Source organism: Allobosea sp. LjRoot237 (assembly GCF_964253285.1).
GTDB lineage: Bacteria > Pseudomonadota > Alphaproteobacteria > Rhizobiales > Beijerinckiaceae > Allobosea.
On sequence record NZ_CAXUQP020000001.1, the window covers coordinates 1,277,783 to 1,300,693 of the forward strand.

General features: G+C 66.1%; 28 protein-coding genes. 13 read left to right on the forward strand and 15 right to left on the reverse strand.

The window, feature by feature from the left end:
• Positions 1-103: 103 nt before the first annotated feature.
• Together ACSQ24_RS06155 and ACSQ24_RS06160 are read right to left on the reverse strand one after the other, a co-directional pair.
• Positions 104-514, reverse strand: coding sequence for a VOC family protein (locus ACSQ24_RS06155; RefSeq protein WP_436093833.1), 411 nt, complete (start codon positions 512-514; stop codon positions 104-106).
• A 33-nt stretch (positions 515-547) separates the two neighbouring features.
• Positions 548-883, reverse strand: coding sequence for a cupin domain-containing protein (locus ACSQ24_RS06160; protein WP_436093834.1), 336 nt, complete (start codon positions 881-883; stop codon positions 548-550).
• A gap of 160 nt (positions 884-1,043) precedes the next feature.
• Here ACSQ24_RS06160 and ACSQ24_RS06165 point away from each other — a divergent pair, with 160 nt between their 5' ends.
• The gene (locus ACSQ24_RS06165) at positions 1,044-1,631 is read left to right on the forward strand and encodes a MarR family winged helix-turn-helix transcriptional regulator (RefSeq protein WP_436097833.1); all 588 of its coding nucleotides are present in this window, start codon (positions 1,044-1,046) and stop codon (positions 1,629-1,631) included.
• A gap of 142 nt (positions 1,632-1,773) precedes the next feature.
• Here ACSQ24_RS06165 and ACSQ24_RS06170 read toward each other — a convergent pair whose 3' ends face one another.
• The gene (locus ACSQ24_RS06170; RefSeq protein WP_436093835.1) at positions 1,774-2,673 is read right to left on the reverse strand and encodes a DMT family transporter; all 900 of its coding nucleotides are present in this window, start codon (positions 2,671-2,673) and stop codon (positions 1,774-1,776) included.
• A gap of 93 nt (positions 2,674-2,766) precedes the next feature.
• Here ACSQ24_RS06170 and ACSQ24_RS06175 point away from each other — a divergent pair, with 93 nt between their 5' ends.
• Positions 2,767-3,699, forward strand: coding sequence for a LysR substrate-binding domain-containing protein (locus tag ACSQ24_RS06175; protein ID WP_436093836.1), 933 nt, complete (start codon positions 2,767-2,769; stop codon positions 3,697-3,699).
• A gap of 147 nt (positions 3,700-3,846) precedes the next feature.
• On the opposite strand, the gene ACSQ24_RS06180 is transcribed toward ACSQ24_RS06175, so the two are convergent.
• The 3 genes from ACSQ24_RS06180 to carA all read right to left on the reverse strand — a co-directional run bounded on the left by ACSQ24_RS06180 (position 3,847) and on the right by carA (position 6,620).
• Positions 3,847-4,686: a prephenate dehydrogenase/arogenate dehydrogenase family protein gene (locus ACSQ24_RS06180; RefSeq protein WP_436093837.1), complete on the reverse strand. Its 840-nt coding sequence runs from the start codon at positions 4,684-4,686 to the stop codon at positions 3,847-3,849.
• A gap of 373 nt (positions 4,687-5,059) precedes the next feature.
• Positions 5,060-5,386 (reverse strand): NIPSNAP family protein, encoded by a 327-nt coding sequence (locus ACSQ24_RS06185; protein ID WP_436093838.1) that lies wholly within the window; start codon positions 5,384-5,386, stop codon positions 5,060-5,062.
• Positions 5,387-5,399: 13 nt separating this feature from the next.
• Entirely contained in the window at positions 5,400-6,620 is a 1,221-nt protein-coding gene (carA, locus tag ACSQ24_RS06190; RefSeq protein WP_436093839.1) for a glutamine-hydrolyzing carbamoyl-phosphate synthase small subunit, read from the reverse strand.
• A gap of 133 nt (positions 6,621-6,753) precedes the next feature.
• On the opposite strand from carA, the gene ACSQ24_RS06195 reads away from it, so the two are divergent.
• The 3 genes from ACSQ24_RS06195 (at position 6,754) to ACSQ24_RS06205 (ending at position 8,428) form a co-directional block, all read left to right on the forward strand.
• Positions 6,754-7,215, forward strand: a complete 462-nt coding sequence (locus tag ACSQ24_RS06195; protein ID WP_436093840.1) for a GatB/YqeY domain-containing protein — start codon at positions 6,754-6,756, stop codon at positions 7,213-7,215.
• A gap of 38 nt (positions 7,216-7,253) precedes the next feature.
• Positions 7,254-7,748, forward strand: a complete 495-nt coding sequence (locus ACSQ24_RS06200; protein ID WP_436093841.1) for a hypothetical protein — start codon at positions 7,254-7,256, stop codon at positions 7,746-7,748.
• A 182-nt stretch (positions 7,749-7,930) separates the two neighbouring features.
• Positions 7,931-8,428, forward strand: a complete 498-nt coding sequence (locus tag ACSQ24_RS06205) for a hypothetical protein (RefSeq protein ID WP_436093842.1) — start codon at positions 7,931-7,933, stop codon at positions 8,426-8,428.
• A 12-nt stretch (positions 8,429-8,440) separates the two neighbouring features.
• Here the strand turns inward: ACSQ24_RS06205 and ACSQ24_RS06210 are convergent, their stop codons facing one another.
• The 4 genes from ACSQ24_RS06210 to ACSQ24_RS06225 all read right to left on the reverse strand — a co-directional run bounded on the left by ACSQ24_RS06210 (position 8,441) and on the right by ACSQ24_RS06225 (position 10,521).
• Entirely contained in the window at positions 8,441-8,857 is a 417-nt protein-coding gene (locus tag ACSQ24_RS06210) for an NIPSNAP family protein (protein ID WP_436093843.1), read from the reverse strand.
• Between the two features lie 76 nt (positions 8,858-8,933).
• Positions 8,934-9,860, reverse strand: coding sequence for a LysR substrate-binding domain-containing protein (locus ACSQ24_RS06215; protein ID WP_436093844.1), 927 nt, complete (start codon positions 9,858-9,860; stop codon positions 8,934-8,936).
• On the reverse strand, positions 9,860-10,249 hold the full coding sequence (locus ACSQ24_RS06220; RefSeq protein WP_436093845.1) for a type II toxin-antitoxin system VapC family toxin: 390 nt from the start codon (positions 10,247-10,249) through the stop codon (positions 9,860-9,862). Before ACSQ24_RS06220 ends, ACSQ24_RS06215 begins: the two co-directional genes overlap by 1 nt.
• Positions 10,246-10,521 carry a type II toxin-antitoxin system VapB family antitoxin gene (locus ACSQ24_RS06225; protein WP_436093846.1) on the reverse strand — a complete coding sequence of 92 codons (276 nt, stop codon included), beginning with the start codon at positions 10,519-10,521 and terminating at the stop codon, positions 10,246-10,248. The genes ACSQ24_RS06220 and ACSQ24_RS06225 overlap by 4 nt, the downstream gene beginning before the upstream one ends.
• A gap of 123 nt (positions 10,522-10,644) precedes the next feature.
• Here ACSQ24_RS06225 and dnaG point away from each other — a divergent pair, with 123 nt between their 5' ends.
• Both dnaG and rpoD read left to right on the forward strand, forming a co-directional pair.
• On the forward strand, positions 10,645-12,537 hold the full coding sequence (dnaG, locus tag ACSQ24_RS06230) for a DNA primase (RefSeq protein ID WP_436093847.1): 1,893 nt from the start codon (positions 10,645-10,647) through the stop codon (positions 12,535-12,537).
• Positions 12,538-12,731: 194 nt separating this feature from the next.
• A complete protein-coding gene (gene rpoD, locus ACSQ24_RS06235) occupies positions 12,732-14,747 on the forward strand; it encodes an RNA polymerase sigma factor RpoD (protein ID WP_436093848.1) in 2,016 nt (671 codons plus the stop codon).
• Between the two features lie 64 nt (positions 14,748-14,811).
• Here the strand turns inward: rpoD and ACSQ24_RS06240 are convergent, their stop codons facing one another.
• On the reverse strand, positions 14,812-15,057 hold the full coding sequence (locus tag ACSQ24_RS06240; protein ID WP_436093849.1) for a DUF2798 domain-containing protein: 246 nt from the start codon (positions 15,055-15,057) through the stop codon (positions 14,812-14,814).
• Positions 15,058-15,281: 224 nt separating this feature from the next.
• On the opposite strand from ACSQ24_RS06240, the gene ACSQ24_RS06245 reads away from it, so the two are divergent.
• The 3 genes from ACSQ24_RS06245 to ACSQ24_RS06255 all read left to right on the forward strand — a co-directional run bounded on the left by ACSQ24_RS06245 (position 15,282) and on the right by ACSQ24_RS06255 (position 16,657).
• The gene (locus tag ACSQ24_RS06245) at positions 15,282-15,557 is read left to right on the forward strand and encodes a hypothetical protein (protein ID WP_436093850.1); all 276 of its coding nucleotides are present in this window, start codon (positions 15,282-15,284) and stop codon (positions 15,555-15,557) included.
• Positions 15,558-15,620: 63 nt separating this feature from the next.
• On the forward strand, positions 15,621-16,232 hold the full coding sequence (locus ACSQ24_RS06250) for a LysE family translocator (protein ID WP_436093851.1): 612 nt from the start codon (positions 15,621-15,623) through the stop codon (positions 16,230-16,232).
• Entirely contained in the window at positions 16,232-16,657 is a 426-nt protein-coding gene (locus ACSQ24_RS06255; protein ID WP_436093852.1) for a secondary thiamine-phosphate synthase enzyme YjbQ, read from the forward strand. The genes ACSQ24_RS06250 and ACSQ24_RS06255 overlap by 1 nt, the downstream gene beginning before the upstream one ends.
• Before the next feature lie 138 nt (positions 16,658-16,795).
• Here ACSQ24_RS06255 and ACSQ24_RS06260 read toward each other — a convergent pair whose 3' ends face one another.
• The 3 genes from ACSQ24_RS06260 to ACSQ24_RS06270 form a co-directional block, all read right to left on the reverse strand.
• Positions 16,796-17,374 (reverse strand): TetR/AcrR family transcriptional regulator, encoded by a 579-nt coding sequence (locus ACSQ24_RS06260; RefSeq protein WP_436093853.1) that lies wholly within the window; start codon positions 17,372-17,374, stop codon positions 16,796-16,798.
• The gene (locus ACSQ24_RS06265) at positions 17,365-17,736 is read right to left on the reverse strand and encodes a hypothetical protein (protein ID WP_436093854.1); all 372 of its coding nucleotides are present in this window, start codon (positions 17,734-17,736) and stop codon (positions 17,365-17,367) included. Before ACSQ24_RS06265 ends, ACSQ24_RS06260 begins: the two co-directional genes overlap by 10 nt.
• A 263-nt stretch (positions 17,737-17,999) precedes the next feature.
• On the reverse strand, positions 18,000-18,314 hold the full coding sequence (locus tag ACSQ24_RS06270) for a hypothetical protein (RefSeq protein ID WP_436093855.1): 315 nt from the start codon (positions 18,312-18,314) through the stop codon (positions 18,000-18,002).
• A 251-nt stretch (positions 18,315-18,565) separates the two neighbouring features.
• Here ACSQ24_RS06270 and ACSQ24_RS06275 point away from each other — a divergent pair, with 251 nt between their 5' ends.
• Both ACSQ24_RS06275 and ACSQ24_RS06280 read left to right on the forward strand, forming a co-directional pair.
• Positions 18,566-18,853 carry an HlyU family transcriptional regulator gene (locus ACSQ24_RS06275; RefSeq protein ID WP_436093856.1) on the forward strand — a complete coding sequence of 96 codons (288 nt, stop codon included), beginning with the start codon at positions 18,566-18,568 and terminating at the stop codon, positions 18,851-18,853.
• A 272-nt stretch (positions 18,854-19,125) separates the two neighbouring features.
• On the forward strand, positions 19,126-20,340 hold the full coding sequence (locus tag ACSQ24_RS06280; RefSeq protein WP_436093857.1) for an EAL domain-containing protein: 1,215 nt from the start codon (positions 19,126-19,128) through the stop codon (positions 20,338-20,340).
• 1 nt (position 20,341) lies between these two features.
• On the opposite strand, the gene ACSQ24_RS06285 is transcribed toward ACSQ24_RS06280, so the two are convergent.
• Positions 20,342-21,364, reverse strand: a complete 1,023-nt coding sequence (locus ACSQ24_RS06285; protein ID WP_436093858.1) for a 2-dehydropantoate 2-reductase — start codon at positions 21,362-21,364, stop codon at positions 20,342-20,344.
• 185 nt (positions 21,365-21,549) lie between these two features.
• Here ACSQ24_RS06285 and ACSQ24_RS06290 point away from each other — a divergent pair, with 185 nt between their 5' ends.
• Positions 21,550-22,773: an MFS transporter gene (locus tag ACSQ24_RS06290; protein WP_436093859.1), complete on the forward strand. Its 1,224-nt coding sequence runs from the start codon at positions 21,550-21,552 to the stop codon at positions 22,771-22,773.
• Positions 22,774-22,911: the final 138 nt, after the last annotated feature.

Below are 22,911 nucleotides of genomic sequence, written 5' to 3' on the forward strand. Positions count from 1 at the left end.
GGTCGGGACAAGCCCGACCATGACGGTGAAGCGTGGCGCGACCCCTCACCCCAACCCTCTCCCGCAGGGGGAGAGGGGGCAGGTCGCGGCTCGGGCGCCAAGCTCACCCCGCCGGCATCGCCGACATATCGGCGAAGACTGCCTCGAAGGTGTGGCCGTCGGCGTCCTCGAAGGCGCGGTTGTAGAGCCAGCCCATATCGGTCGCCGGCCGCGGATCGGCCTTGCCGCCAGCTGCCGCCGCTGCCTCGACCATGGCGTCGACCTCGGCGCGGCTCTCCAATGTGAGCGCCAGCAGGACCTGCGCGCCGGCATGGGCGTCGGCGACGGGTTTGCTGATGAAGGTCGCGAAATAGTCGCGGGTCAGCAGATGGAAGGTGATCGCCTCGGACCAGACCATGCTCGACGCTTGGTGGTCGCTGAAGTCCGGATTCTGCTTGCAGCCGATCGCCTCGTAGACGCGGGTCGCCGCAGCAATGTCGGTGACGGGCAGATTGACGAAAAGCATCTTGGGCATGGTGGTTCTCCTTCTTGCTGGGATGGGTCAACGTCAGAGGTTCTGCTGCAGGATCCGTTCGTTCGGATGGACGCAGATGAGTTCGAGCCGGCCTTCGCCGACATTCTCGAAGCGATGCGGGATATCGCGGGCGGCGACGACGATGTCGCCGGGATAACCGCGGGTGGTTTCGCCACCGACGGTGAACTCGGCCTCGCCCTTCTGGACGATCCAGGTCTCGGAATAGGGGTGGACGTGCAGCATCGAGCCCTGGCCCGGTTCGGCATCGACCATGAAGAACGAGACCGGCCCGCCGAGCGCCTCGCCCTCGAAGCGTAGCGTGCGGTTGGCGCTGCGCTGCTGGTCCTGTGCACGAAGAATGTTGAACATCGCTGCCTCCCTGGCTGGGGATGATTTATCTCGACGAGAAGATATCTAATCCAGAGATATCTTCCCGTCAAGATAAATATCTTCGCGCCGAGATATCTTGGCCAAAGAGCGTGTGACGTGTATGTCTCGCTATCGGGGCTGCGGTAGCCAAGGCACGGAAATGACGAACGAATCGGGGAACCAGGAAGGCACCCTGGAGGACCATGTCGACCGGCTGCGCCGGCAATGGGCGTGGGAGCTGCCCGGCCTGAACACCGAGCCGATGACGATCCTCGGCCGGGCCTTCCGGCTCGGCAACATGGTCCGGCCCAGCATCGAGGCGACCTTCGCCGGATTCGGGCTAGATCGCGGCGAGTTCGATGTGATTGCGACCTTGCGCCGGTCGGGGCCGCCCTATCGGCTGACGCCGACCGAGATGTATTCCCTGCTGATGATCTCCTCGGGCGGGCTGACCCACCGGCTCGACCGGCTGGAGAAGGCCGGGCTGATCCGCCGCGAGAAGTCGCCGCAGGACGGGCGCAGCGTGCAGGTCGCCCTGACGGAAAAGGGCTCGGCGCTGGCCGAGCAGGCCTTTCGCACGGACATGACGAGCGAGCTCACCTTCCTGCAGCCGCTCGACGCAGGCGAACGGGAGTTGCTGGCAGGGTTGCTGAGAAAGCTGATTTTGGGGATCGAGACTGGCTTGCGACAGAACGAGGAAGAACGCGGGGAACCCTCTCCTGGAAGGAGAGGGCAGGGTGAGGTGTAGGCCGTTCGACCAGTTCCGCGAGCGCTGACCGCCGTTTGAGTTCAAGCCAACGTTTTCAGTCCGAACACCTCACCCCTGCCCCTCTCCTTCCAGGAGAGGGGATCCCGCGCCCTGCTGTTCAAGCGGGGCACTGCGACGCTGTTCAGCGCTTCCAATTGACGATCACCACGCCGGCCAGGGCCATGGCGCCGCCGATGAGGCCGAGGGTCGTCGGGATCTCGCCGAGCCAGAGGAAGCTGATAAGCATCGCTGCCGGCGGCACGCAGTACTGGAAGTTGGCGGCGCGGGCGGCCGGCAGCCGCGACAGGGTGATCGCCCAGGTGCCGTAGGCGACGACGCTCGAGACCAGAGCAAGCCAGATCACCGACCAGATCGCCTGCGCCGGGGCGGCCGGCAACTGCTCCAGCGCGCCGGGCAGGAAGGGCGTGAGCGCAAGCCCGCCGAGCGCCATGTTCCAGGCCGCGACGGTGAGCGGCTTGTGACGGGCGAAGAGCGGCTTCTGCACCACGGTCGTGACCGAGTTGCACAGGGCGGCGCCGAGGATCAGCAAGACGCTGACGCCGATATTGAGGTCGAGCCCGTTGCCAACAGCGATCACGCCGATGCCAGCGAAGGCCAGCGCCGTGCCGGCCCAGGCGAGCAGGCTGAAGCGCTCGTTCAGGACCAGCATGGCGAGGGCCGCCGTCATGATCGGGTTGGTGTTGATGATGAAGCTCGCCGCGCCGGCCGGCACGACGCGCTGGCCGAGATTGAGGAAGATCGCATAGAGCGCGATGAAGACGATGCCGCCGGTGAGGAAGCGCCAGATGTCGGCGCGCTCGGGCAGTTTCGGGCGCATCACGACCAGGAAGAGCGCGGCGAACACGCCGGCGATGGCAAAGCGCAGCGCCGCCAGTTCGAGCGCACCGAATCCGGCGAGGCCGGCCCGGATCGCCGGGAAGGAGGAAGCCCAGGCGATCACGGTGAAGGGAATGGTGAAGAGCAGCATGGCGTCGAGGGTGGAGCCGGGCCGGGTGGCAGCGGCGGGAGCGGCGGTGGTCATGACGAGCCTCTTTCAGGCGAATGACGGTTCGCCCCCGATAAGCGCCTCGGTGAGCTGATTGACAAACGAGTAATTCGATGGCGAGCTGTGAGCATGGATCACAGCTCGCCGCTTCCGCCACTCGATACGCTGCGTGCCTTCGAGGCGGCTGCCCGTTCCGGTAGCTTCTCGGCCGCGGCCGAGGCGCTCAACCTCACCCATGGCGCGATCTCGCGGCAGGTCGCCAAGCTCGAGCACTGGCTGGGCCTGCGCGTCTTCGAGCGGCAGGCGCGCGGCGTCGCTCTGACGCCGGAGGGGCAGCGCCTGTTCCAGCGCACGCAGGAGGCCTTCCTGGTCTTCGCCGACTCATCCGACCGCTGGAGCGAGCCGCGCGGGACGGCGGTGGTGCGCTTCAGCGCGACGCCTTCGGTCTGCTCGCTCTGGCTGATGCCGCGCTGGCAGCGCCTCGAAAGCGGCGATCCCGCCGTGCGGATCATGCTGCAGGTCGACCATCGCAAGGTCGACCTCGAAGAGGAGGGTATCGACCTCGCCATTCGTTGCGGCCGCGGCGGCACGCCGGGCCGGGTCTCGGTGCAGCTCTTCGAGGAATGGTGCTACCCGATCGCCTCGCCGGAACTGGCCAGGGCGATCGGCGACGGCAAGCCGGAACGCTTCCTCGACCAGCCGCTGATCCATGATTCGGACGCCGCCGGCTGGCGCGCCTGGTTCAATGCGCAGGGGCTCGACTTCCGGCCGCGCCAGCAGGACCGGCGCTTCGAGGATTATAATCTCGTGCTCGATGCCGCCGCCAGCGGGCTCGGTGTCGCGCTGGCGCGTCCGCCTTTGGCGCAGGCGCAGGTCGATGCCGGGCGGATCGCCATGGCCGATGCGCGTGTTGCTTTGAACCCGGTCTCCTACTGGCTCGACCGGCCGATGGGCCAGCCGCGGCCGGCGGCGGTGGCACTGGCGATGCGAATCGCGACCGAGGCCGGACTGCCGGCGGCCAAGCTGGCGGGCTTCCTGCGGCAGGAGGCGAGGGCGGCTTAGCGGCTGCTCGTTTCGATCCGACACGGCGCTGTCGGATAGGGCGCAGCCCTCCCCCCTTGTGGGGGAGGGTTGGGAGGGGGGTATGCAGGGTGCTGTCCCCTCGCGGATGTCTCGACTGCAAAGCCAATGTTTCCCCGCACGGCTGACTTACCCCCCTCTCCAGCTCTCCCCCACAAGGGGGGAGAGGGCCGGTTGCGGCTCCCGCGTCAGGTTGGAGCTGGTGTGATTGAGAGTTGGACGATCCCTATCGAGATGCGCCCGCATCTCTTCGGCCAGGGCGAAGAAGCGGTCGCGCACCGGCCGCGCATGCGGGTTGGCCTGCTCGATGGCGAGGAAGACGCCGGGGCTGTCATGGCGCACCATCTCGGTCGCGCGCATCAGGAGGTCGAAGCTCGCCGTGGTCATTCGGCGCGGCAGGGGCTCCATCCGGACCAGGATCTTGGCGATGAGATGGGTCAGGCCCTGGACCAGCGCCGCCTCGCGGTCGTGAGCTTCCGGCGTCGTCATGATCACGGTGAGACCGAGTACGTGGCGCAGGAAGGCGGCGATACGCCAGGCGCTGGCACCACGGATCGGGCAGATCGCGATCTTGAACCCGGCAATGCCGTCCCGCCCGCTCTGCGGACCGAAGAGGGGATGGGTACCGACGATCTCGACGTCATCAGGCAGCTCGGCCAGCATGGTCGCAGCCGGGCCGATCTTGACCGAGCCGACATCGATGACGATCGCCCCGGCGCGCAGATGCGGCCTTAAGGTCGCGATCGCCTCGGAGAGGGCGGCAACCGGCACGGCGAGAATGACGATGTCGCAGGCGGCGATCTCGGCCGGCGCGGCGGCGATGATCCCGCCCGCCGCGGTATCGGCGGGCAGCGCCGGATCGAAAGCGAGCAGGCGGCAATGCGGTTTGAGATGGCGGGCGATCAGGCGGCCGAAAGCGCCAAAGCCCATCAGGCCGACGGAAGGATTGGTCTTGTTCGGGATAAGCATCGCGTGGTCCTCGGGAGGGGCCGCGATGCCGGGTGACTGCCTGATTTCAACCGCCAGCGCGGCGGTTGAGCATGGGAGTGCGACCGCCTTCTATGAGGACGGCGCGTAATAGTTGCGGGCGATTAGGCAGGGATCAGTCATGACGCGCTTAGAGCGCGGGCTCGCCCGCCTGTCAATCACAGCGAGCTTTGCACGGGGCACTCGCGTCATTCCGGGGCGCCGCGGAGCGGCGAGCCCGGAACCCAGAACCGATGCCATCTCCGGAAGAGCCAAGGCGGTTTCGCATTCTTGAGAAAACGCATCGGTTCTGGGTTCCAGGCTCAGGCCTTCGGCCCGCTCCGGAATGACGGAAGAAGTTCCGCGCCAAAGCCTGTCACAACGGTGGGGAATAGTCGGTCGGCACCAGCATCCGGTCCTCGATCGCGCCGACGAGGTCGCCGTGCTCGATGACGCTGATGCGCTTGATCTCGAGCCATTCGGGGTCGGCCATGAAGCTCGCCCAGCACGCCGCCTTGGTCTCGAGGTCGGGCCAGGCGAGGAGATAGGCGAATTCGGTGCGGCCCGCGCTCCTTGTCTCCCACATCGCCAGGATGCGGAAGCTGTGGCGGGCCATGATCCGGCTGGCGTGATCTCTGAAGCGGGCGTGGAACGCCGCCTTGTTGCGCTCGAATATCTCGTTGATGCGCAACTGGTGGATCATGGCGAGCTCCTTGTCAGGCGGCCTTCTTCGCCTTCTCCGCTTCCATCAGCGCGACGAAGCGGGTGAAGAGGTAATGGCTGTCCTGCGGGCCGGGCGAGGCCTCGGGATGGTGCTGGACGCTGAAGGCCGGGCGGTCGGTCAGGGCGATGCCGCAGTTCGAACCGTCGAAGAGCGAGACATGGGTCTCGGTCGCGTTCGCCGGCAGCGTGGCCGGATCGACGGCGAAGCCATGGTTCATCGAGACGATCTCGACCTTGCCGGTGGTCTTGTCCTGGACGGGATGATTGGCGCCGTGATGGCCCTGCTTCATCTTCAGGGTCTGGCCGCCGATGGCGAGCGCCAGCATCTGGTGGCCGAGGCAGATGCCGAAGGTCGGGATATTCCTGTCCAGCAGCTCCCTGATCACCGGCACGGCGTATTGCCCGGTCGCGGCCGGGTCGCCCGGGCCGTTCGACAGGAAGACGCCGTCGGGATTGAGCGCGAGGATGTCCTTGGCGCTGGCGGTCGAGGGCACGACCTCGACCTCGCAGCCGGCCTTGGCGAGGAGGCGCAGGATGTTGCGCTTGACGCCGTAGTCGATGGCGACGACGCGATGCGCCGTGCTCTCACGCTTGCCGTAGCCGCGCGGCCACTGCCAGGGCGTCTCGTCCCAGTCATAGCGCTGGGTCGCGGCAACGAGCGGGACGAGGTCGAGCCCGGCCATGTCGGGCAGGGCGGCGGCCTCTTTCTTCAGGCGCTCGATGTCGAAATTGCCGGCCGGGTCATGGGCGATAACCGCGTTGGGCATGCCGTTCTCGCGGATCAGCGTGGTCAGCGCCCGCGTGTCGACGCCGCAGATGCCGACGATGCCCCGGGCCTTGAGCCAGGCATCGAGATGCTTGGCCGCGCGCCAGTTCGAGGGCTGCGTGACCTCGGCGTGCAGCACGATGCCGCGTACGCCGGAGGAGGCGGCGGCATTGACCGTCTCGGTGTCCTCCTCGTTGACGCCGACATTGCCGATATGCGGGAAGGTGAAGGTAATGATCTGCCCGGCATAGGACGGGTCGGTCAGAATCTCCTGATAGCCGGTCATCGCCGTGTTGAAGCAGACCTCGCCGGGAGCCTCGGCGATGGCGCCGAGGCCGAAGCCTTCGAGCACCGTGCCGTCGGCGAGCACCAGCACCGCGGTCGCGCGCGGCTCGACCCAGCCCTCTTGCCAGCCTTGCGCGGCGGGGTTTCCTTCATGAGCGGTCATGTCTATGTCTCGTCCAGGCCGCTGGAAGCTGCGGCAAGCGTGAAGGCTGCGCGCAGTGGCGCTGCCGGTCTGGAGCGCGAGCCTTAATCAGGCGCCCGCGCCCAGTCAATGAACGAAGAAGGTTTGTAAACTCATGTCCACTCTGCGCGAGCAGTTCGCTGCCGACCTGAAGACCGCGATGAAGGCCGGTGAGAAGGGCAAGGTCTCGACCATCCGCCTGGTCCAGGCGGCGCTGAAGGACAAGGACATCGAGGCGCGCGGGGCCGGCAAGGGCGAGGCGACGCCGGATGAAATCCTCGCCTTGCTGCAGAAGATGATCAAGCAGCGCCAGGAATCGATCGCGATCTACGACGCCAATGCCCGGCCCGAGCTCGCCGAGGGTGAGCGCGCCGAGGTCGCGGTGATCTCCGCCTATCTGCCGAAGCAGATGAGCGACGAGGAGATCAAAGCTGCGATCGAGGAGGTCATCGCCGAGACCGGCGCGGCTTCCGTCAAGGACATGGGCAAGGTCATCGGCGCCCTGCGCGGTGCCTATGCCGGCCAGATGGACTTCGCCAAGGTCTCGCCGATGGTGAAGCAGCTGCTGGGCGGCTGATCGGTAGACGCAATCTTGCCATGCAGCGGAGCCGGCCGGTGTCGAAGCTGAGATTTATCGCGGCGCTCGCCGCGCTGAGTTTCGCCCTGGCAAACCCTGCTTGGCGTGTGAAGGCCGGCGAATGGCGGTGGGCCAAGTTCTCCCATATGGGAGGTCCCGCTGCTGGTGTGGTTACTGGCGAAGGCGCGCAGCTGACCTTCAACTGTTACGGCGATTCCGCACCTTCTCCGTTCCGTGGCCCGCACCTGATGGGGCTGCTGCCATCAGCGAAACGCGCGGATCCATCATCCGCGCTCGAGATTCTGATCGACAACAGGGCTGTCCAGATTCCTGTCGAGTTCATTGAGTACGATGGCGCTGTAGCTTTTGTCTGGAGGCCCGATCCGAAATTCGATCTCGGCCGGATGAAGTCGGTGATCACCGATTTGCGCGGCGCGCGGCAGATCGAGCTGCGCGTCGCCGATGTTTCGGTCAGGCTTCCGGTTGACGGGGCGGTCGAGGCCTTGTCGGGTGACCCGCTGCAGTGTCCATAGCGAGCCTTGCTTGCGGCGCATGGCTCGTGCGCCGCATCACCGCTCCTAGACGGCGCCGAACATGTGGCCCAGATGGATTTCGCCAAGGTCTCACCTATGGTAAAGCAGCTGCTCGGCGGTTGATTAGCAGGCGGCAGTTTCGCCATATCGACGGGGCAGCGCTTCGGCAAAGTAGGCTTCCGATGTCGAAACAGGTGATGATTGTCCTGGCGCTCGGCCTCGCCCTGCAAGGCCCGGCAGCCCTCGCCCAGTCACAGGGCTGGAGCACCGGCTACCAGATGGGCACGTCCTTTGCCGGGGTGAGCGGCGCCGACGGGACGCGGCTCACCTTCTATTGCGGGGATGCGGCGGCGGCTCGCGCCAACCCGGCGATTGTGGGCGGCCCCTATCTGATGGCGGTTCTGCCCAAGACGCAGCTCAAGGACGCCTTGCCGTCGGCGATCGAGATCGTGACCGATGGCAGGGCGACGCGGGTGCCGGTCAAGGCTCAGGCGGGCATCGACGAGGTCGAACTGACCTGGACGCCTGTCCGCGACTTTGGTCTCGCGCAGATGCAGCCGGTGGTGGCGAGCCTGCGCGAGGCGAAACGGATTGAATTGCGCGCCGCCGAGGCTTCGGTGCTGCTGCCGACGGAGGGCGTGGCGACGGCCCTGGCGGATGATCCGCTGCGCTGCCCGTGAGGAGCCGGCTGCTTACGGCGAATAGCTCGTGCGCTGCATCACCCGCTCCTCGATCGCGCCGACCAGGCGGCCATGCTCGGCGGAGGTGCGGTCCTTGATCTTCGACCACTCCGCGTCCTGCATGAAGCGGGCCCAGCTTTCGCGCATCGTCGCCTCGTCGGGCCAGCGCAGCACGTAGACAAACTCGGTGCGGTCCTTGCTCTTGGCTTCCCACATTGCCGCGATGTCGAAGCCGTGGGTCTTCATGATGCGGGCGGCATGGTCGCGGAAGCGGGCGTGGAAGGCATCCTTGTTGCTTTCAAAAATCTCGTAGATGCGCAGTTGCTCGATCATGGTCGCTCGCTCGGTCGCTGAGGCAGGGATGGCGAAGGCGGCTGCCGCGGCGAGCGCGGCCACAAGCAAGGCTGATCGCCGGATGGGGCGGTGCATGAGCTGAAGCTCCTCGGCTATTGCTGTGCGAGGAGCCTGCCTGCCTGGCTGCTCTCAGTAAAATATAGTGTTTGTCCTAGTTTGATATGCCCTGCATATCGGCAGCTGCCTGCCGGAGCACGGCGAGGAAATTGTCGCGCGCCGGGGAATTGCGGGTCGCATCCCAGGCGGCGATCAGGTCGACATGTGCCATCTCCGGCGGCGCCTCGACTGCGATCGGCCGGAAGGCGACGCCGGCGCGCGGCATCAGCGCCAGCGAGGCGGGAATCAGCGCGACGCCGAGCCCGCTCGCGACCAGGCTGGCGACAGTCTGCATCTGGCGTGCTTCCTGGACGATGCGCGGCGAGAAGCCGGCGAGCCGGCAGAGCCCGATGATCTGGTCGTGAAAGCCGATGCCGAGCTGGCGCGGCGTGCCGATGAAGTCGTCACCGGCGAGAGCGGCGAGGGAGAAGGTCTTGCGCTCGGCGAGTGCGTGGTCGTCGGGCAGGGCAGCCAGGATCGGCTCGCGCAGCAGGCATTCGCTGGCGAGCTGCGCGACCATGATGCCGGGCTGGCGCATCAGGCCGATATCGGCCTCGCCCGCGGTGATCGCCGCGAGCTGCTCGCCGGTGGTCGCCTCGCGCAGGATAAGCTCGATGCCGGGGAATTCGGAACGGAAACGGCGCAGCGCCAGCGGCAGCAGGTCATGGGCGGTGCCGACGAAGGTGATCGCGAGCCGGCCGGCCTGGCCGGCGGCGACGGCCTGCGCCTCCCTTATGCCGTCATCGAGCTGGGCGAGGACGCGCCGGGCAGTGACGAGGAAGGCGGCGCCGGCCGGCGTGAGCGCGACGCTGCGGTTGCTGCGCGCGAACAGCATGATGTCCAGTGCCTGTTCGAGCTTGCGGATCGCCTGGCTGAGCGGCGGCTGCGCCATGTGCAGCCGCTCGGCCGCGCGATGGAAATTCAGCTCCTCGGCGACGGCGATGAACTGGCGCAGCAGCCGCGTCTCGATCAGCGGCGGCATCAAGCCCGCTCGATGTCGGTCTGCGTGAAGTCCTCGCCCTTGTAGAGCAGTGGCCAGCCGCGGGACCTGGCCAGTGCATAGGCGGCGCAGTCGCCCATGTTCAGCTTGGCGGGATGGCGGCCCTTGCCGAAGCGGCGATAGGCGTCGAAGGCAAGGTTGGAAAGATCCTCGTCGAAGGGGATGATCTCAATATTTTCGCGCGCAACCAAGTCCGCGGCGGTCTCAGCAGGCATGCCCTTGCCGAATGTCAGGACGATCTGAGCTTCGAGCAAGTTGACGCTGGTCAGGGCTCGTGTCCGAGCCGACGCGAGTGCAGCGATGAAGTCCGCGGCTTCGGCCTCCTCCATGACGATCGCCACGATTGCGGAGGTGTCGACGACGAGGTTCACCACATGCCGTTCTCGTCATAGCCGATGATGTCGTCCATCTCCTCCTTGGTCATGGAGCGTTTGGCCGGCTTGATGTTGTACTTCTTATAGAATTCCGCCATCCGCTCATGTGCCGCAGCGACCCGCCGCGCCTTTTCGTCCTCCGACAATTCTTCCTTGCCGAGCTCGCTCCTGACGGCCATGCGCACGGCCTCGGTCAAGCTGAGCCCGCGCCGACGTGCCAGTAGTCGCACTGCTTTCTCGGTTTCAGGATCCTTGATGTTGAGCGCCACGGCTTTCTTCCTTTCTGGCGATTTTCTTTATCATGTGGGGGTTGCTGTGGATATGGGCCATAAGCCCGGCGATGGCGGCTTCGGCGGTTGGCAAGCAGGCCCGCAGCGGCCAGATAGGAAGCCATGAAGTTCCCGCCCTCCGTCCTTGAGGAGATCAAGGCGCGGCTGCCAGTCTCGGCGGTCGTGGGCAAGCGCGTGCGCCTCGCCAAGGCCGGCCGCGAGTGGAAGGGGCTCTCCCCCTTCAATGCCGAGAAGACGCCGTCCTTCTTCGTCAACGACCAGAAGGGCTCGTTCTTCGATTTCTCCTCCGGCAAGAACGGCGACATCTTCAAGTTCGTGATGGAGACCGAGGGGCTGTCCTTCCCCGAGGCGGTCGAGAAGCTCGCCTCGGAGGCCGGGGTCGTCCTGCCGAAAGTCTCCGTCGAGGCGCAGGTACAGGAGGAGAAGCGCAAGGGTCTGCATGAGGTCGTCGAGCTCGCGGCGCGCTTCTTCGAGGCCGAATTGCAGTCCGAGCGCGGCGGGCTGGCGCGGCGCTACCTCTCTGGGCGCGGGCTGGAAGCGCAGGCGCGCCAGCTCTTCCGCATGGGCTATGCGCCGCCCGACCGTTTCGCGTTGCGCGACCATCTCGCGGCCAAGGGCGTCGGCGTCGACGCGATGATGGAGACCGGGCTCCTGGTGCATGGCGAGGAGATCGCCGTGCCCTATGACCGCTTCCGCGACCGGATCATGTTCCCGATCCACGATGCGCGCGGGCGGGTCGTCGCCTTCGGCGGACGGGCGATGAGCGCCGATGTCCCGGCGAAATACCTGAACTCGCCGGAGACGCCGCTCTTCCACAAGGGCGGGCTGCTGTTCAACCACCACAATGCACGGAAAGCTGCGCACGACACCGGCCAGGTGATCGTGGTCGAGGGCTATGTCGACGTCATCGCCATGACGCTCGCCGGCTTTCCGCAGGTGGTGGCGCCGCTCGGCACGGCGCTGACCGAGGATCAGCTTGCGCTGCTCTGGCGCATGGCGGGCGAGCCGGTGATCTGCCTCGATGGCGACAAGGCCGGCCGCAAGGCGGCGGGACGGGCGATCGACCTCGCCTTGCCGATGCTCGAGCCGGGACGCTCGCTCTCCTTCGCGCTGCTGCCGGAGGGGCAGGACCCCGATGATCTCGCCCGCTCCGGCGGCAAGCAGGCGGTCGCCGAGGTGATCGGGTCGGCGAAACCGCTGGTCGACATGCTCTGGGCCCGCGAGTTTGAGGCGAGCCAGCTCGATACGCCCGAGCGGCGCGCCGCCTTCGAGCGCCGGCTGAAGGAGCCGCTCGGCCTGATCCGCGACGAGGCGACGCGCCGGCATTATCGCCGCGAGATCGACGAGCGGCTTGGTCAGCTCTTCGCCCCGCCGCCACAGCAGGAGCGTTTCGAGGGGCGCCGGCAAGGCGGGTTCGGCGGCAATGCACGCGGCGGAGGCCGTTTTCAACGTGGTCCGGAGAGGCAGCCGCTGTCGCTGGTGCGGCCGAGCCAGCAGCTGACCAATTCAGCGATGCTGCAGCGCCGGCATGGCGAGAACCCCCGCGAGGCCTTCATCCTGCTGGCCCTGGCGAGCCATGCGGATCTGGTCATGCGCTGCGTCGACGAGATCGCCGAGCTCGCGCTCGACGGCCCGTCGGCCGAGCGTTTCCGCCAGGCGCTGCTCGAGGCGGCCTTCGATGGCAGCTTCGACCAGGAGGCGTTCGGGCGCAGGCTGGAGCAGACCCGTGTGGCCGAGGCGAGGGCGGCGCTGCTCGCCGTAACCCAGCCGGCCGAGCGGCTGAAACTCTTGCAAACGGCTGATCTGGAATCGGTTTTTGATTCGATTCGTCAGGCTCTCGTCTTGCATCATCGCGCACGAACGCTACATAGCGAGCTGAAGGCAGCCGAACGCGCATTGGCTGACGAACCAACGGAAGCCAATTTCGCCTGGATGAAGGACGTCAAGGCCCGCCTCGAAGCTGTCGAGGGGACCGAGGCCAATCCTGAGGACTGACCAGGCTGGGTGCTTTCCTCGTTCGTCGGCAGATCCGGGGTGACTTTCGAGATGGTGCACGATTCATCAACGATGGTCGGCACTATCTGTGATGGATGAGTAGGTTGGGGTGCGCGGCAGCAACGGCAGCCGCGGCGCCCTTTTCTGCGTCGGAGCGGCAGCATCCGGCGCGCAAGATGGTGGAGCGCTGATTGATGGCGACCAAAGTGAGCGAGCGGGACAAGTCCGAAGCGGGTTCCCCCGAAGCGCCCCCGAGCACGGACAGCCCCCTGCTGGATCTCACCGATCAGGCCGTCAAGCGGATGATCAAGCTCGCCAAGAAGCGCGGCTATGTCACCTATGACGAATTGAACGAGGTTCTGCCCTCGGAGGAGTTTTCCTCCGAGCAGATCGAGGACGTGCTCGGCCAGCTCAGCGAGCAGGGCATCAACGTCGTCGACAACGAGGACCCGGAAGCGGCCGGCGAGGAGCGCGCTGCCCGCGGCAAGGAAGGCGAGGAGGACGAGGCCGAAGGCGGCGACATGGTCGAGGCCTCGCGCCCGTCGCTGCCGGTCGAGACCAAGCGCAATCTCGAGCCGACCGAGCGCACCGACGATCCGGTGCGGATGTATCTGCGCGAGATGGGCTCGGTCGAGCTGCTCTCGCGCGAGGGCGAGATCGCGATCGCCAAGCGCATCGAGGCCGGCCGCGAGGCGATGATCGCGGGCCTCTGCGAGAGCCCGCTGACCTTCCAGGCGATCATCATCTGGCGCGACGAGCTGATGGAGGGTAAGGTCCTCCTGCGCGACATCATCGATCTCGAAGCCACCTATGCCGGTCCTGACGGCAAGAACCCCGAGCAATTGCCGGGCGAGGGCGAAGAGGGTGCCGAAGCAGCCGAAGAGGCAACGCCCGAGGGCGAGACCCCGCCCGAGGGCATGGACGACGACGATCTCGAGAACAACGTGTCGCTCTCGGCCATGGAAGCCGAACTGAAGCCGCGCGTGCTCGAGACCTTCGACTCGATCGCCAGCAACTACACCAAGCTGCGCCGCCTGCAGGACCAGGACATCGCCAACCGGCTGGAGAACACCAAGCTCTCGCCGTCGCAGGACCGCAAATACAAGAAGCTGAAGGACGACATCATCACCGCGGTGAAGTCGCTTTCGCTCAACAACAACCGCATCGAGGCGCTGGTCGAGCAGCTCTACGACATCAACAAGCGCCTGATCTCGCACGAGACCCGCCTGCTGCGCCTGGCCGAGAGCTATGGCGTCGGCCGCGAGGACTTCCTGAAGCAGCATATCGGCGCCGAGCTCGACCCGAAATGGCTGCTGCGCGTCTCCAAGCTCGGCTCGCGCGGCTGGAAGGAATTCGTCGCGCAGGAGAAGGAGCGCATCCGCGAGCTGCGCGAGGACGTCCATACCCTGGCGTCTGAGACCGGCCTGGAGATCCAGGAATTCCGCAAGATCGTGCTGATGGTCCAGAAGGGCGAGCGCGAGGCCAGGCAGGCCAAGAAGGAGATGATCGAGGCCAATCTGCGCCTCGTGATCTCGATCGCCAAGAAGTACACGAACCGCGGCCTGCAGTTCCTCGACCTGATCCAGGAAGGCAACATCGGCCTGATGAAGGCGGTCGACAAGTTCGAGTACCGCCGCGGCTACAAGTTCTCCACTTACGCGACCTGGTGGATCCGGCAGGCGATCACCCGCTCGATCGCCGACCAGGCCCGCACCATCCGCATCCCGGTGCACATGATCGAGACGATCAACAAGATCGTCCGGACCTCGCGCCAGATGCTGCACGAGATCGGCCGCGAGCCGACCCCGGAGGAGCTGGCCGAGAAGCTCGCCATGCCGCTGGAGAAGGTCCGCAAGGTCCTGAAGATCGCCAAGGAGCCGATCTCGCTGGAGACCCCGATCGGCGACGAGGAAGACAGCCATCTCGGCGACTTCATCGAGGACAAGAACGCGATCCTGCCGATCGACGCGGCGATCCAGAGCAATCTGCGCGAGACGACCACGCGCGTGCTGGCCTCGCTCACCCCGCGCGAGGAGCGCGTGCTGCGCATGCGCTTCGGCATCGGCATGAACACCGACCACACCCTCGAAGAGGTCGGCCAGCAGTTCAGCGTCACCCGCGAGCGCATCCGGCAGATCGAGGCGAAGGCGCTGCGCAAGCTCAAGCATCCGAGCCGCAGCCGGAAGCTCAGGAGCTTCCTCGACAATTGAGAGCCCGGAAGCGGCTGGAGAAACCTTCAAAAGGGCGGCGCGAGCCGCCCTTTTGTTTTGGCGATCAGCCTGTCGGGGCGACGAGCAGCGCGGTGAGCCGGCGGGCCATCGGCAGCGCCAGCAGCAGCACCGGGAAGGCGATCAGCCAGCTCAGGCCCCAGGCACCGGGCCAGTTCTGCAGGAAGGCCGGCGTCGGGCCGAGCAGGCGCAGCGTCGAGATGCCCGAGACGATCAGGGTCATCAGGCCCGACAGGATCAAAGGGGTGACGAGCGCGCCATAGCGCGCCGGCAGCTTGCGGAAAAGGTTCATGGAAACATCCGTAAAGGCAGGCCGCACCGTCATGGCTTCATTGCATCCTGGCGGCGCTAGCCGAGTGGATGCGTTGCCTGACGTGAGACGCTTACGGCAGCCCGAAGGGACGTACTCGCCGCGGTTACGACCAGTTCGTGCATGAGGCAAGCAGAATCCGCTCAGCCCACCACAGTTCTGCTAAGGTAAGCCTCACAATCGGGGCTTCCCCTGGAGGAGCATCAATGACCGGTATCCCGACTGCCGATGAGATCGAGGCTGCCAAGGCGGCCCTGCAGGCGAACCTTCCACCCCAGGCGAAGAAGCAGGAGGATGAAGGCTCGGCCGCCGGAGACGTCGTCGGAGGTGTTCTCGACGTCGCCAGCAACGTCACGGTCGAGGCGGTCGGTGTCGCGGTCGACGTGGTCGGGACTGTGATCGAAGGCGCGGGGACCGTTGTGGTCGCGACCGGCGAGGCGGTGGTCACGGTGATCGGTGGCATCTTCGAGGGGCTGGGCTAGCAAGGCGCCCGCGACCGGGATATCGATGCTGTTCCGGCATCGTCGCAGGAAGTGGAGCCACGCATGTCCCCCGAATTCCTGCTGACCTCGCTGATCATCGTCGCCTCGCCCGGGACCGGCGCGATCTACACCATCGCCGCCGGCCTGGCGCGCGGGGCCAAGGCCAGCGTGCTCGCCTCCTTCGCCTGCACGCTCGGCATCGTGCCGCATCTGCTGGCGGCGATGATGGGCCTCGCGGCCCTGCTGCACGCCAGCGCGCTCGCCTTCGAGATCGTCAAATATGCCGGTGTCGCCTATCTGCTCTGGATGGCCTGGCAGACGCTGAAGGAGCAGGGGGCGCTCAGCGTCGAGACCAAGGCCGACAAGCGCTCGGCCTGGCGCGTGCTGGTCGACGGCATCGCGATCAACGTGCTCAATCCGAAGCTCTCGATCTTCTTCGTCGCCTTCCTGCCGCAGTTCATCGCCGCCAACGAGGCAAGCCCGATGGCGCGCATGCTCGAGCTCTCGGGTGTGTTCATGGCGATGACCTTCATCGTCTTCGCGCTCTACGGCCTGTTTGCTGCGGCGATGCGTGACAAGGTGGTGAGCCGGCCGGCAGTGATGGCCTGGCTCCGGCGCACCTTCGCCGCCGCCTTCGTCGCGCTGGGTGTCAAGCTGGCGCTGACCGAGCGCTGATGGCGGGCAAGCAGACCCGCCTGAGCGTCGAGACGCGTGGAGCTGGCCTCTACGAGTTCACCGACGCCGTCGCCCGCTTCGTGCGCGAGGCGGCGGTCGATGTCGGGCTGCTGACGCTGTTCGTGCGCCATACCTCCTGCTCGCTGCTGATCCAGGAGAATGCCGATCCGGATGTCAGGCGCGATCTCGCCGCCTTCTTCGCCCGGCTCGTGCCGCCGGCGGATGATCCGGCGATGGCCTATCTGACCCATCGCGCCGAGGGGCCGGACGACATGCCGGCCCATATCAAGGCGGCGGTGCTGCCGGTCTCGCTCTCGATCCCGGTGAGCGGTGGCCGGCTCGCGCTCGGCACCTGGCAGGGGATCTACCTGTTCGAGCATCGCACCAGCCCGCATCGGCGCGAGGTCGTGCTGCATCTGGGGTAGACAGGCACTGCGCCGTCATTCCGGGACTTCGCGTAGCGAAGGGCCCGGAATCCAGAACCGATTCCCTGGCTCGAGAAGTTGCTCCGATCGCTTTGCTTGGCCGAGGAGCGGCATCGGTTCTGGATTCCGGGCTCAGGCCTACGGCCTGCCCCGGAAAGACGGCGGAGCCACCAGCCGCATGAACGTGGCGTAGCACTCGTGCAGGTCGTCCTGCGACAGACCGAGATCGAGTTGCTGGAAACCGATGAAGGCGGCGTATTCGACGCGGGCGAGGGCGAGGGCTTCCTCGGGCGTGAAGCGCCCGCTCTCACCGTGGAGTTTCTCAAGATAGCCGACGCGTTCGCGGTCCACCTCTGCGCAAATCGTGGCCACGCCGGCATCGAGCTGGGCAAGGCGGCGCATGCCCTGCTCGGCACGCATATCGAGGGAAAGAGCCATCCGGTCGAGCGCGATCAGCCGGTCCTGCGCCGCTCCGCCCTTGTCGACTTCCTGCATCAGGCGAAGCGTATGGGTCTCGCGCCAATGCCCGGCGAGCGCGGCGAGGTAGGCTTCGATCGCGGGAAAATGCGCGTAGAACGAGCCCTTGGTCTTGCCGGCGCGCCGGCACAGCGCCTCGATCGTCAGCCCGGAAGGCCCCTGCTCGGCGAGAGCGGTTAGGCCGAGAGCGAGCCAGTCGGTTTGGCGGAACCGGCGCGGAGCAGGGGAGGTCACTGCCACAGGCCGATCGTCCCGCTGACGGCGATCGCTGCGAACAGCGCCCATTGCGGGAAATGTGCGATCCGCAGGCGGAACAGCCCGACCATGGCGAGGCCCCATAGACAGAACAGCGTGGCGCCGACAGTGGCGAAGAGGGCAAGGTCGCGACTGCCCCGGCCGGTCGCCGCGAGGCCGAAAGCGAGCGCCAGTGCGGCGAGCACGATCGTGACCAGATGCCAGCAATAATACATGGTGAATTTAGGTGCGGCGTGCAGCCGCTCGGTCGCCAGCAGCGGCGCGGCGACGTGCCTGCCACCAAGAATGACGTGGATCAACGTGGTGGCAGCCGCAATGGCGGCGGCAAGAGCGAGCCAGATGTTCATGCTGACCTCCAAAAATAGTACCATCTAGTATGGTACTATTCTGACGAGGCACGCAAGCACCCCAGCGGGGAGGCGATGTGGGGAAAAGGGTGGCTGTCCCGCTCACGCCGGGAACGTCGCGCTATTCGTCCGCTTGACCTGCCGAGCTCTTAGAGCCGGATCCGATCAGGTTGAAACAACCTGATCAGTGAATCCGTCTCTAAATCATTGAAAGAGAACGCGTTATCCGATCAGATTGCGTAGCAACCTGATCGGCGCGTGCTCTAGCGGCCGGCATAATGCTCGTACTCAGGCGGCGGCTCCCAGGATTGCCCGGAGGCGATCAGGCAGCTCAGGCCATGCGGCAAGGTCGCGAACAGGGTGAAGGAGCCGTTCGGGGCGGCGAAGAGCTCGATCACGTTGCCGTTCGCGGCAAGGCCATAGCCGATCCGGTGCTCGCCATAGAGCTCGTGCAGTTGCGTCGTCGCCAGGCTGCGATCGGCACAGGCAAGACCGGCGGGAGCCTGCGCGCGGGCGTTGCCGGACAGAAGTGGCAATACCAGCAAGAACGGCAGAAGAGATTTGAAGAAGCGCGTCATGGCTGCTCCTGCGACAGAGCGGGCCAAGAAGAGCGCGAAAGGTGGGCGGGCCTCTATTCCGCCCTGTCTTCAAGAAATATGGTGATGCTCACGCCGTTTCGCCAGTCGCCTGTAGCGCAGCAGATGCGCAAGCTCCTGAGGCGGGTCACCATTGCCATTCTTCAGGCCCGCGAGGAATGGCTTGGCTTCTTTGCCCCTTGGCCAAGCGGCCCCGATCTGGGCTATACAGCGCGGGTCAGATGGAGCCTGCCATGTCCTTTCTCAAATCCCTGTTCGGCCGCAAGGACGCCAAGCCGGCCGGTCCCGCCGCGCCGCTGAAGAGCACCGAGTACAAGGGCTTCACCATCCATGCGACGCCGTTCCCCGAGGGCGGGCAGCAGCAGCTTGCTGGGGTGATCGAGAAGGAGATCGACGGGGAGGTGAAAAGCCACCGCTTCATCCGGGCCGATCGCTTCCCGGGTGCCGAGGAGGCGGCGGATTTCGCCATCACCAAGGCCAGGCAGTTGATCGATGAGCAAGGCGAACGCTTGTTCAAATAGGGGCTTATGAAAATCTCTGCTCCATTGTGAGAAATGTTTTGCGTTGATATCCAGAGAAATCGATTAAAATTTTTATATCTGAGTGAATATCGGCGTACCCTTAGGATACTCCAAGATTTTGACTTGAATTATACCATTATTGTGAATTGTTTCTCGATGAGCCCGCTAGGGATTTGGCTGAGGCATCGGGACGGGCTCCTGCCATTTAAAACTTTATTCGGTTTTTCAGGCTTTGATACCGTCACCTCGCTTGTCGGATCGAGACCGTTTTCATGCCCCCCATGCGCCCCGGTGATCAGAAGCCGGACACATCCCAGGATATGGGGGCCGGCTGCGGCGGCGGTAGCTGGTTTCGCGAGGTCGTGGCGCAGTTGCCGATGGCGCTCTATACGACCGATGCCGACGGGCACGTCACCTATTTCAATCAGGCCGCTGCCCGGCTCGTCGGACGCGAGCCTGAGCTCGGCCGCGATCGCTGGTGCATAAGCCATAAGCTGTTCCGGACCGACGGTTCGCCCTTGCCGCTTGAAGACTGTCCAATGGCGGTCGCGCTGCGCGAGGAGCGCGAGGTGCGTGGCGTCGAGGCGCTGGTCGAGCGGCCCGACGGCAGCCGCGTGCGGTTGATGCCGCTGCCGACACCGCTCTACGATTCCACGGGCAAGCTCACCGGCGCGATCAGTCTGCTCGTCGACGTCACATCGGGCGCGCAGGCCGGTCCCAATGCTGCGAGCGAGCGGCATGATCTCGCCGAAGATCTCGAGGCGGCGATCGCGCAGAAGCGGCTGCATCTGCACTATCAGCCGGTCTTCTCGGCGGCGGGCATCCTGACCGGCTTCGAGGCGCTGGCGCGCTGGATCCACCCCGAACGTGGCGTCGTTCCGCCGTCCGAGTTCATACCGGCAGCGGAGGCGAGCGGGCTGATCCTGCCGTTGGCGCGGGAGCTGTTGTGCCAGGCCTGCACCGAGGCGGCGAGCTGGGAAAAGCCGCTGCGCATCGCCGTCAACGTCTCGCCGCTGCAGTTCCGCCATGGCGACCTGCCGGGGCTGATCGACGAGATCCTGGTCGAGACCGGCCTCGAGCCGGAGCGGCTCGAGCTCGAGATCACCGAAGGGGTGATGATCACCGATTTCGACCGCACCATGCTGGTGCTGCACCGGATCAAGGCGCTTGGCGTGCGCATCGCGCTCGACGATTTCGGTACCGGCTATTCCTCGCTCTCCTATCTGCACATGTTCCCGCTCTCGACGCTGAAGATCGATCGCAGCTTCGTCGCCAATCTCGGTGTCGCCTCGGAGGCGGCGGCGATCACGCGCGCGGTGATCGCGCTCGGCCATGCGCTCGACATCGAGGTCGTGGCGGAAGGCGTCGAGACGCGCGAGCAGCTCGACTTCCTGATCGACGAGGGCTGCAACTACATGCAGGGCTACATGCTCGGGCGGCCATTGCCCGCCGAGCAATATGCCGAGCTGACCGGGCGCAGGGGCTGAGCTAGCTGCGCTTGGGACTTGCCGAGAGCTCGGCGAGCAAGGCCTCGCCGCTCCAGTTCTGTCTTCCGCCGCTCGCCTCGGCTGCATGGACGAGCGCGACCAGTCGCTCGTTCGCAGGAGCTCTGCGGCCGAGCCGTTGTGCGAGGCGCACTATCTCGCCATTGATCCAGTCGACCTCGGTCGGGCGGCCGGCAGCAAGATCATCGGCCATGGAAGAGCGGGCCAGCGGGTCGATCGCCAGCATCTTGCGGGCGAGGCGCGTGAAGAGCGCGTCGGGCAGGCGCAGCAGCGCCGGGATCCAGCGCGCCGGCAGCGGCGTCAGCTTGGCGGGCGCGATCCCGGCTTGCGAGAGCAGCACGAGCGCCTCGGCCTGGGCGAGCGCAAGGCAATGGCGATAGTCGCGCTGCGCCAGCTCCTGCTGCAATGGCAGGCCTGAAAGGGCGTTGACGGCGTTGTTCAGATTGAAGAGCAGCTTGGCCCACTGCACCGGCAGCATGTCGCGGTGCCGGCGCAGGGCGAAACCGGCGCGGGCGAAGTCGGCGAGGAACGGAGCCAGTGCCTTTGCCTCCTCGACCTCGGGTTCTCCCTCGGAGCCCTGATGAAAGGCACCGGGGCCGCGCCTGACCACATTGAACGGCACCATGCCGGTGAGCACGGTGCGGCCGGGCAAGGCGGCGCGTAGCGTATCGGCATTGCCGATGCCGTTCTGGAAGCTGATCACGGCCGCGCCCGGCGAAACTACCGCCGCAAGCTCGGCCGCGGCCTGCGCCGTGGCGCCGGATTTCACAGTGACCAGAATGAGATCGGCGGTCGCTGCTGCGTTCGGATCGGTCGAGAAGGCGATGGCATCCGGCGCGACCCGCCAGCTGCCGCCATCATAATGCGTCAGTGTCAGGCCATGTGCCCGGAGTTCTTCGCCGATCCCGGGGCGGCCAATAAAGCCGATTTCGGCGCCGCCGGCCGCGAGCCGTCCGCCGAGATAGCAGCCGATCGATCCGGCGCCGTAGATGCAGATCCTCGCCATCGCTCCTCCATTCGGATGCCGAGCATGCCGTCGCCGCCGTATGATGCAAGCCGATCGAATACAGCGGAAGCTGATCCTACATCCACGCTGCATCGCCCCGGCGCCCGCGCGCTTGTGGCGGCGCTCAACGCTGCCTAATGCTCGGGCAGAGAGAAGATCGTTCTCCGTCGCGCTCGCGAGGAAACATGGACGCCCAGGACGCGCGCTACGCGCCGGATTCGCCCTATGCCTGGTTCAGGCTGGCGCTTGCCCTGCTGATCGGAACGGTGGCTTGCGTCGGCTCCTGGTCGGCTGTCGTGGTGGTGACGGCGGTGCAGCAGGAATTCGGCGTCATGCGCGCCGATGCCACGCTACCCTACACCTTCGCCATGATCGGCTTCGGCATCGGCAATATCGTCATGGGCCGCCTGGTCGACCGGTTCGGCATCGTCTGGCCGATCGTGCTCGGCGCAGTGCTGCTCGCCGCCGGTTATGCGCTCGCATCCGTGTCTGCCTCGCTCTGGCAGTTCGCGCTGGCGCATGGCTTCCTGATCGGGCTCGGCGCCGCGACCGGGTTCTCGCCGCTGATCGCCGACCTGTCGCACTGGTTCAAGCGCTATCGCGGCCTCGCCGTCGTCTTCGGGGCCTCCGGCAGCTATCTCGCCGGCATGTTCTGGCCGCAGCTGATCAACTGGGGCGTCGAGACGCATGGCCTGCGCACGACGCATCTGTGGCTCGGCATCGCGGCGTTCGCGGTGATGATGCCGTTGGCGCCGCTGTTCCGCCGCCGCCCCAATGCGGCAAGCTTCGCGGCGGCGGAGGCGACCAGCGCCGGCGCACGCGGCAGCCTCGGACTTTCGCCGAACCAGTTGCAGCTGCTGCTGGTCGTCGCCGGCTTCTGCTGCTGCGTCGCGATGTCGATGCCGCAGGTCCATATCGTCGCCTATTGCAGCGACCTCGGCTATGGCGTGGCGCGCGGCGCCGAGATGCTGACCGTGATGATGGCGCTCGGCATCGTCAGCCGCGTCGGCTCCGGCTTCGTCGCCGACAGGATCGGCGGCACCGCGACTCTCGCTCTGTCCTCGCTGATGCAGGGCATGGCGCTCTTCCTCTATCTCTGGTTCGACGGGCTGAGCTCGCTCTTCGTCGTCACCGGCATCTTCGGCCTGTTCCAGGGCGGGATCGTGCCGATGTATGCGGTGGCGATCCGTGACTACATGCCGCCGCGCGAGGCGGGGGCGCGCATCGGCGTGGTGATGTCGGCGACGATCTTCGGCATGGCCTTCGGCGGCTGGGTCTCCGGATGGATCTTCGACGCGACCTCGTCCTACCGGCTCGCCTTCCTCAACGGCCTCGCCTGGAACCTGATCAATCTCGCGATCGTCTGCTGGCTGATGCTGAAGGCGCGGCCGAAGCTGGCGACGGCGTGACACCCCTAGCCCTCATCCTGAGGAGCAGACGTAAGTCTGCGTCTCGAAGGATGTTCCAGCTGGTTCCAGAGCCTCCTGAAGCATCCTTCGAGACGCCGCTGCGCGGCTCCTCAGGATGAGGGCTCCACTTGTTCCGGC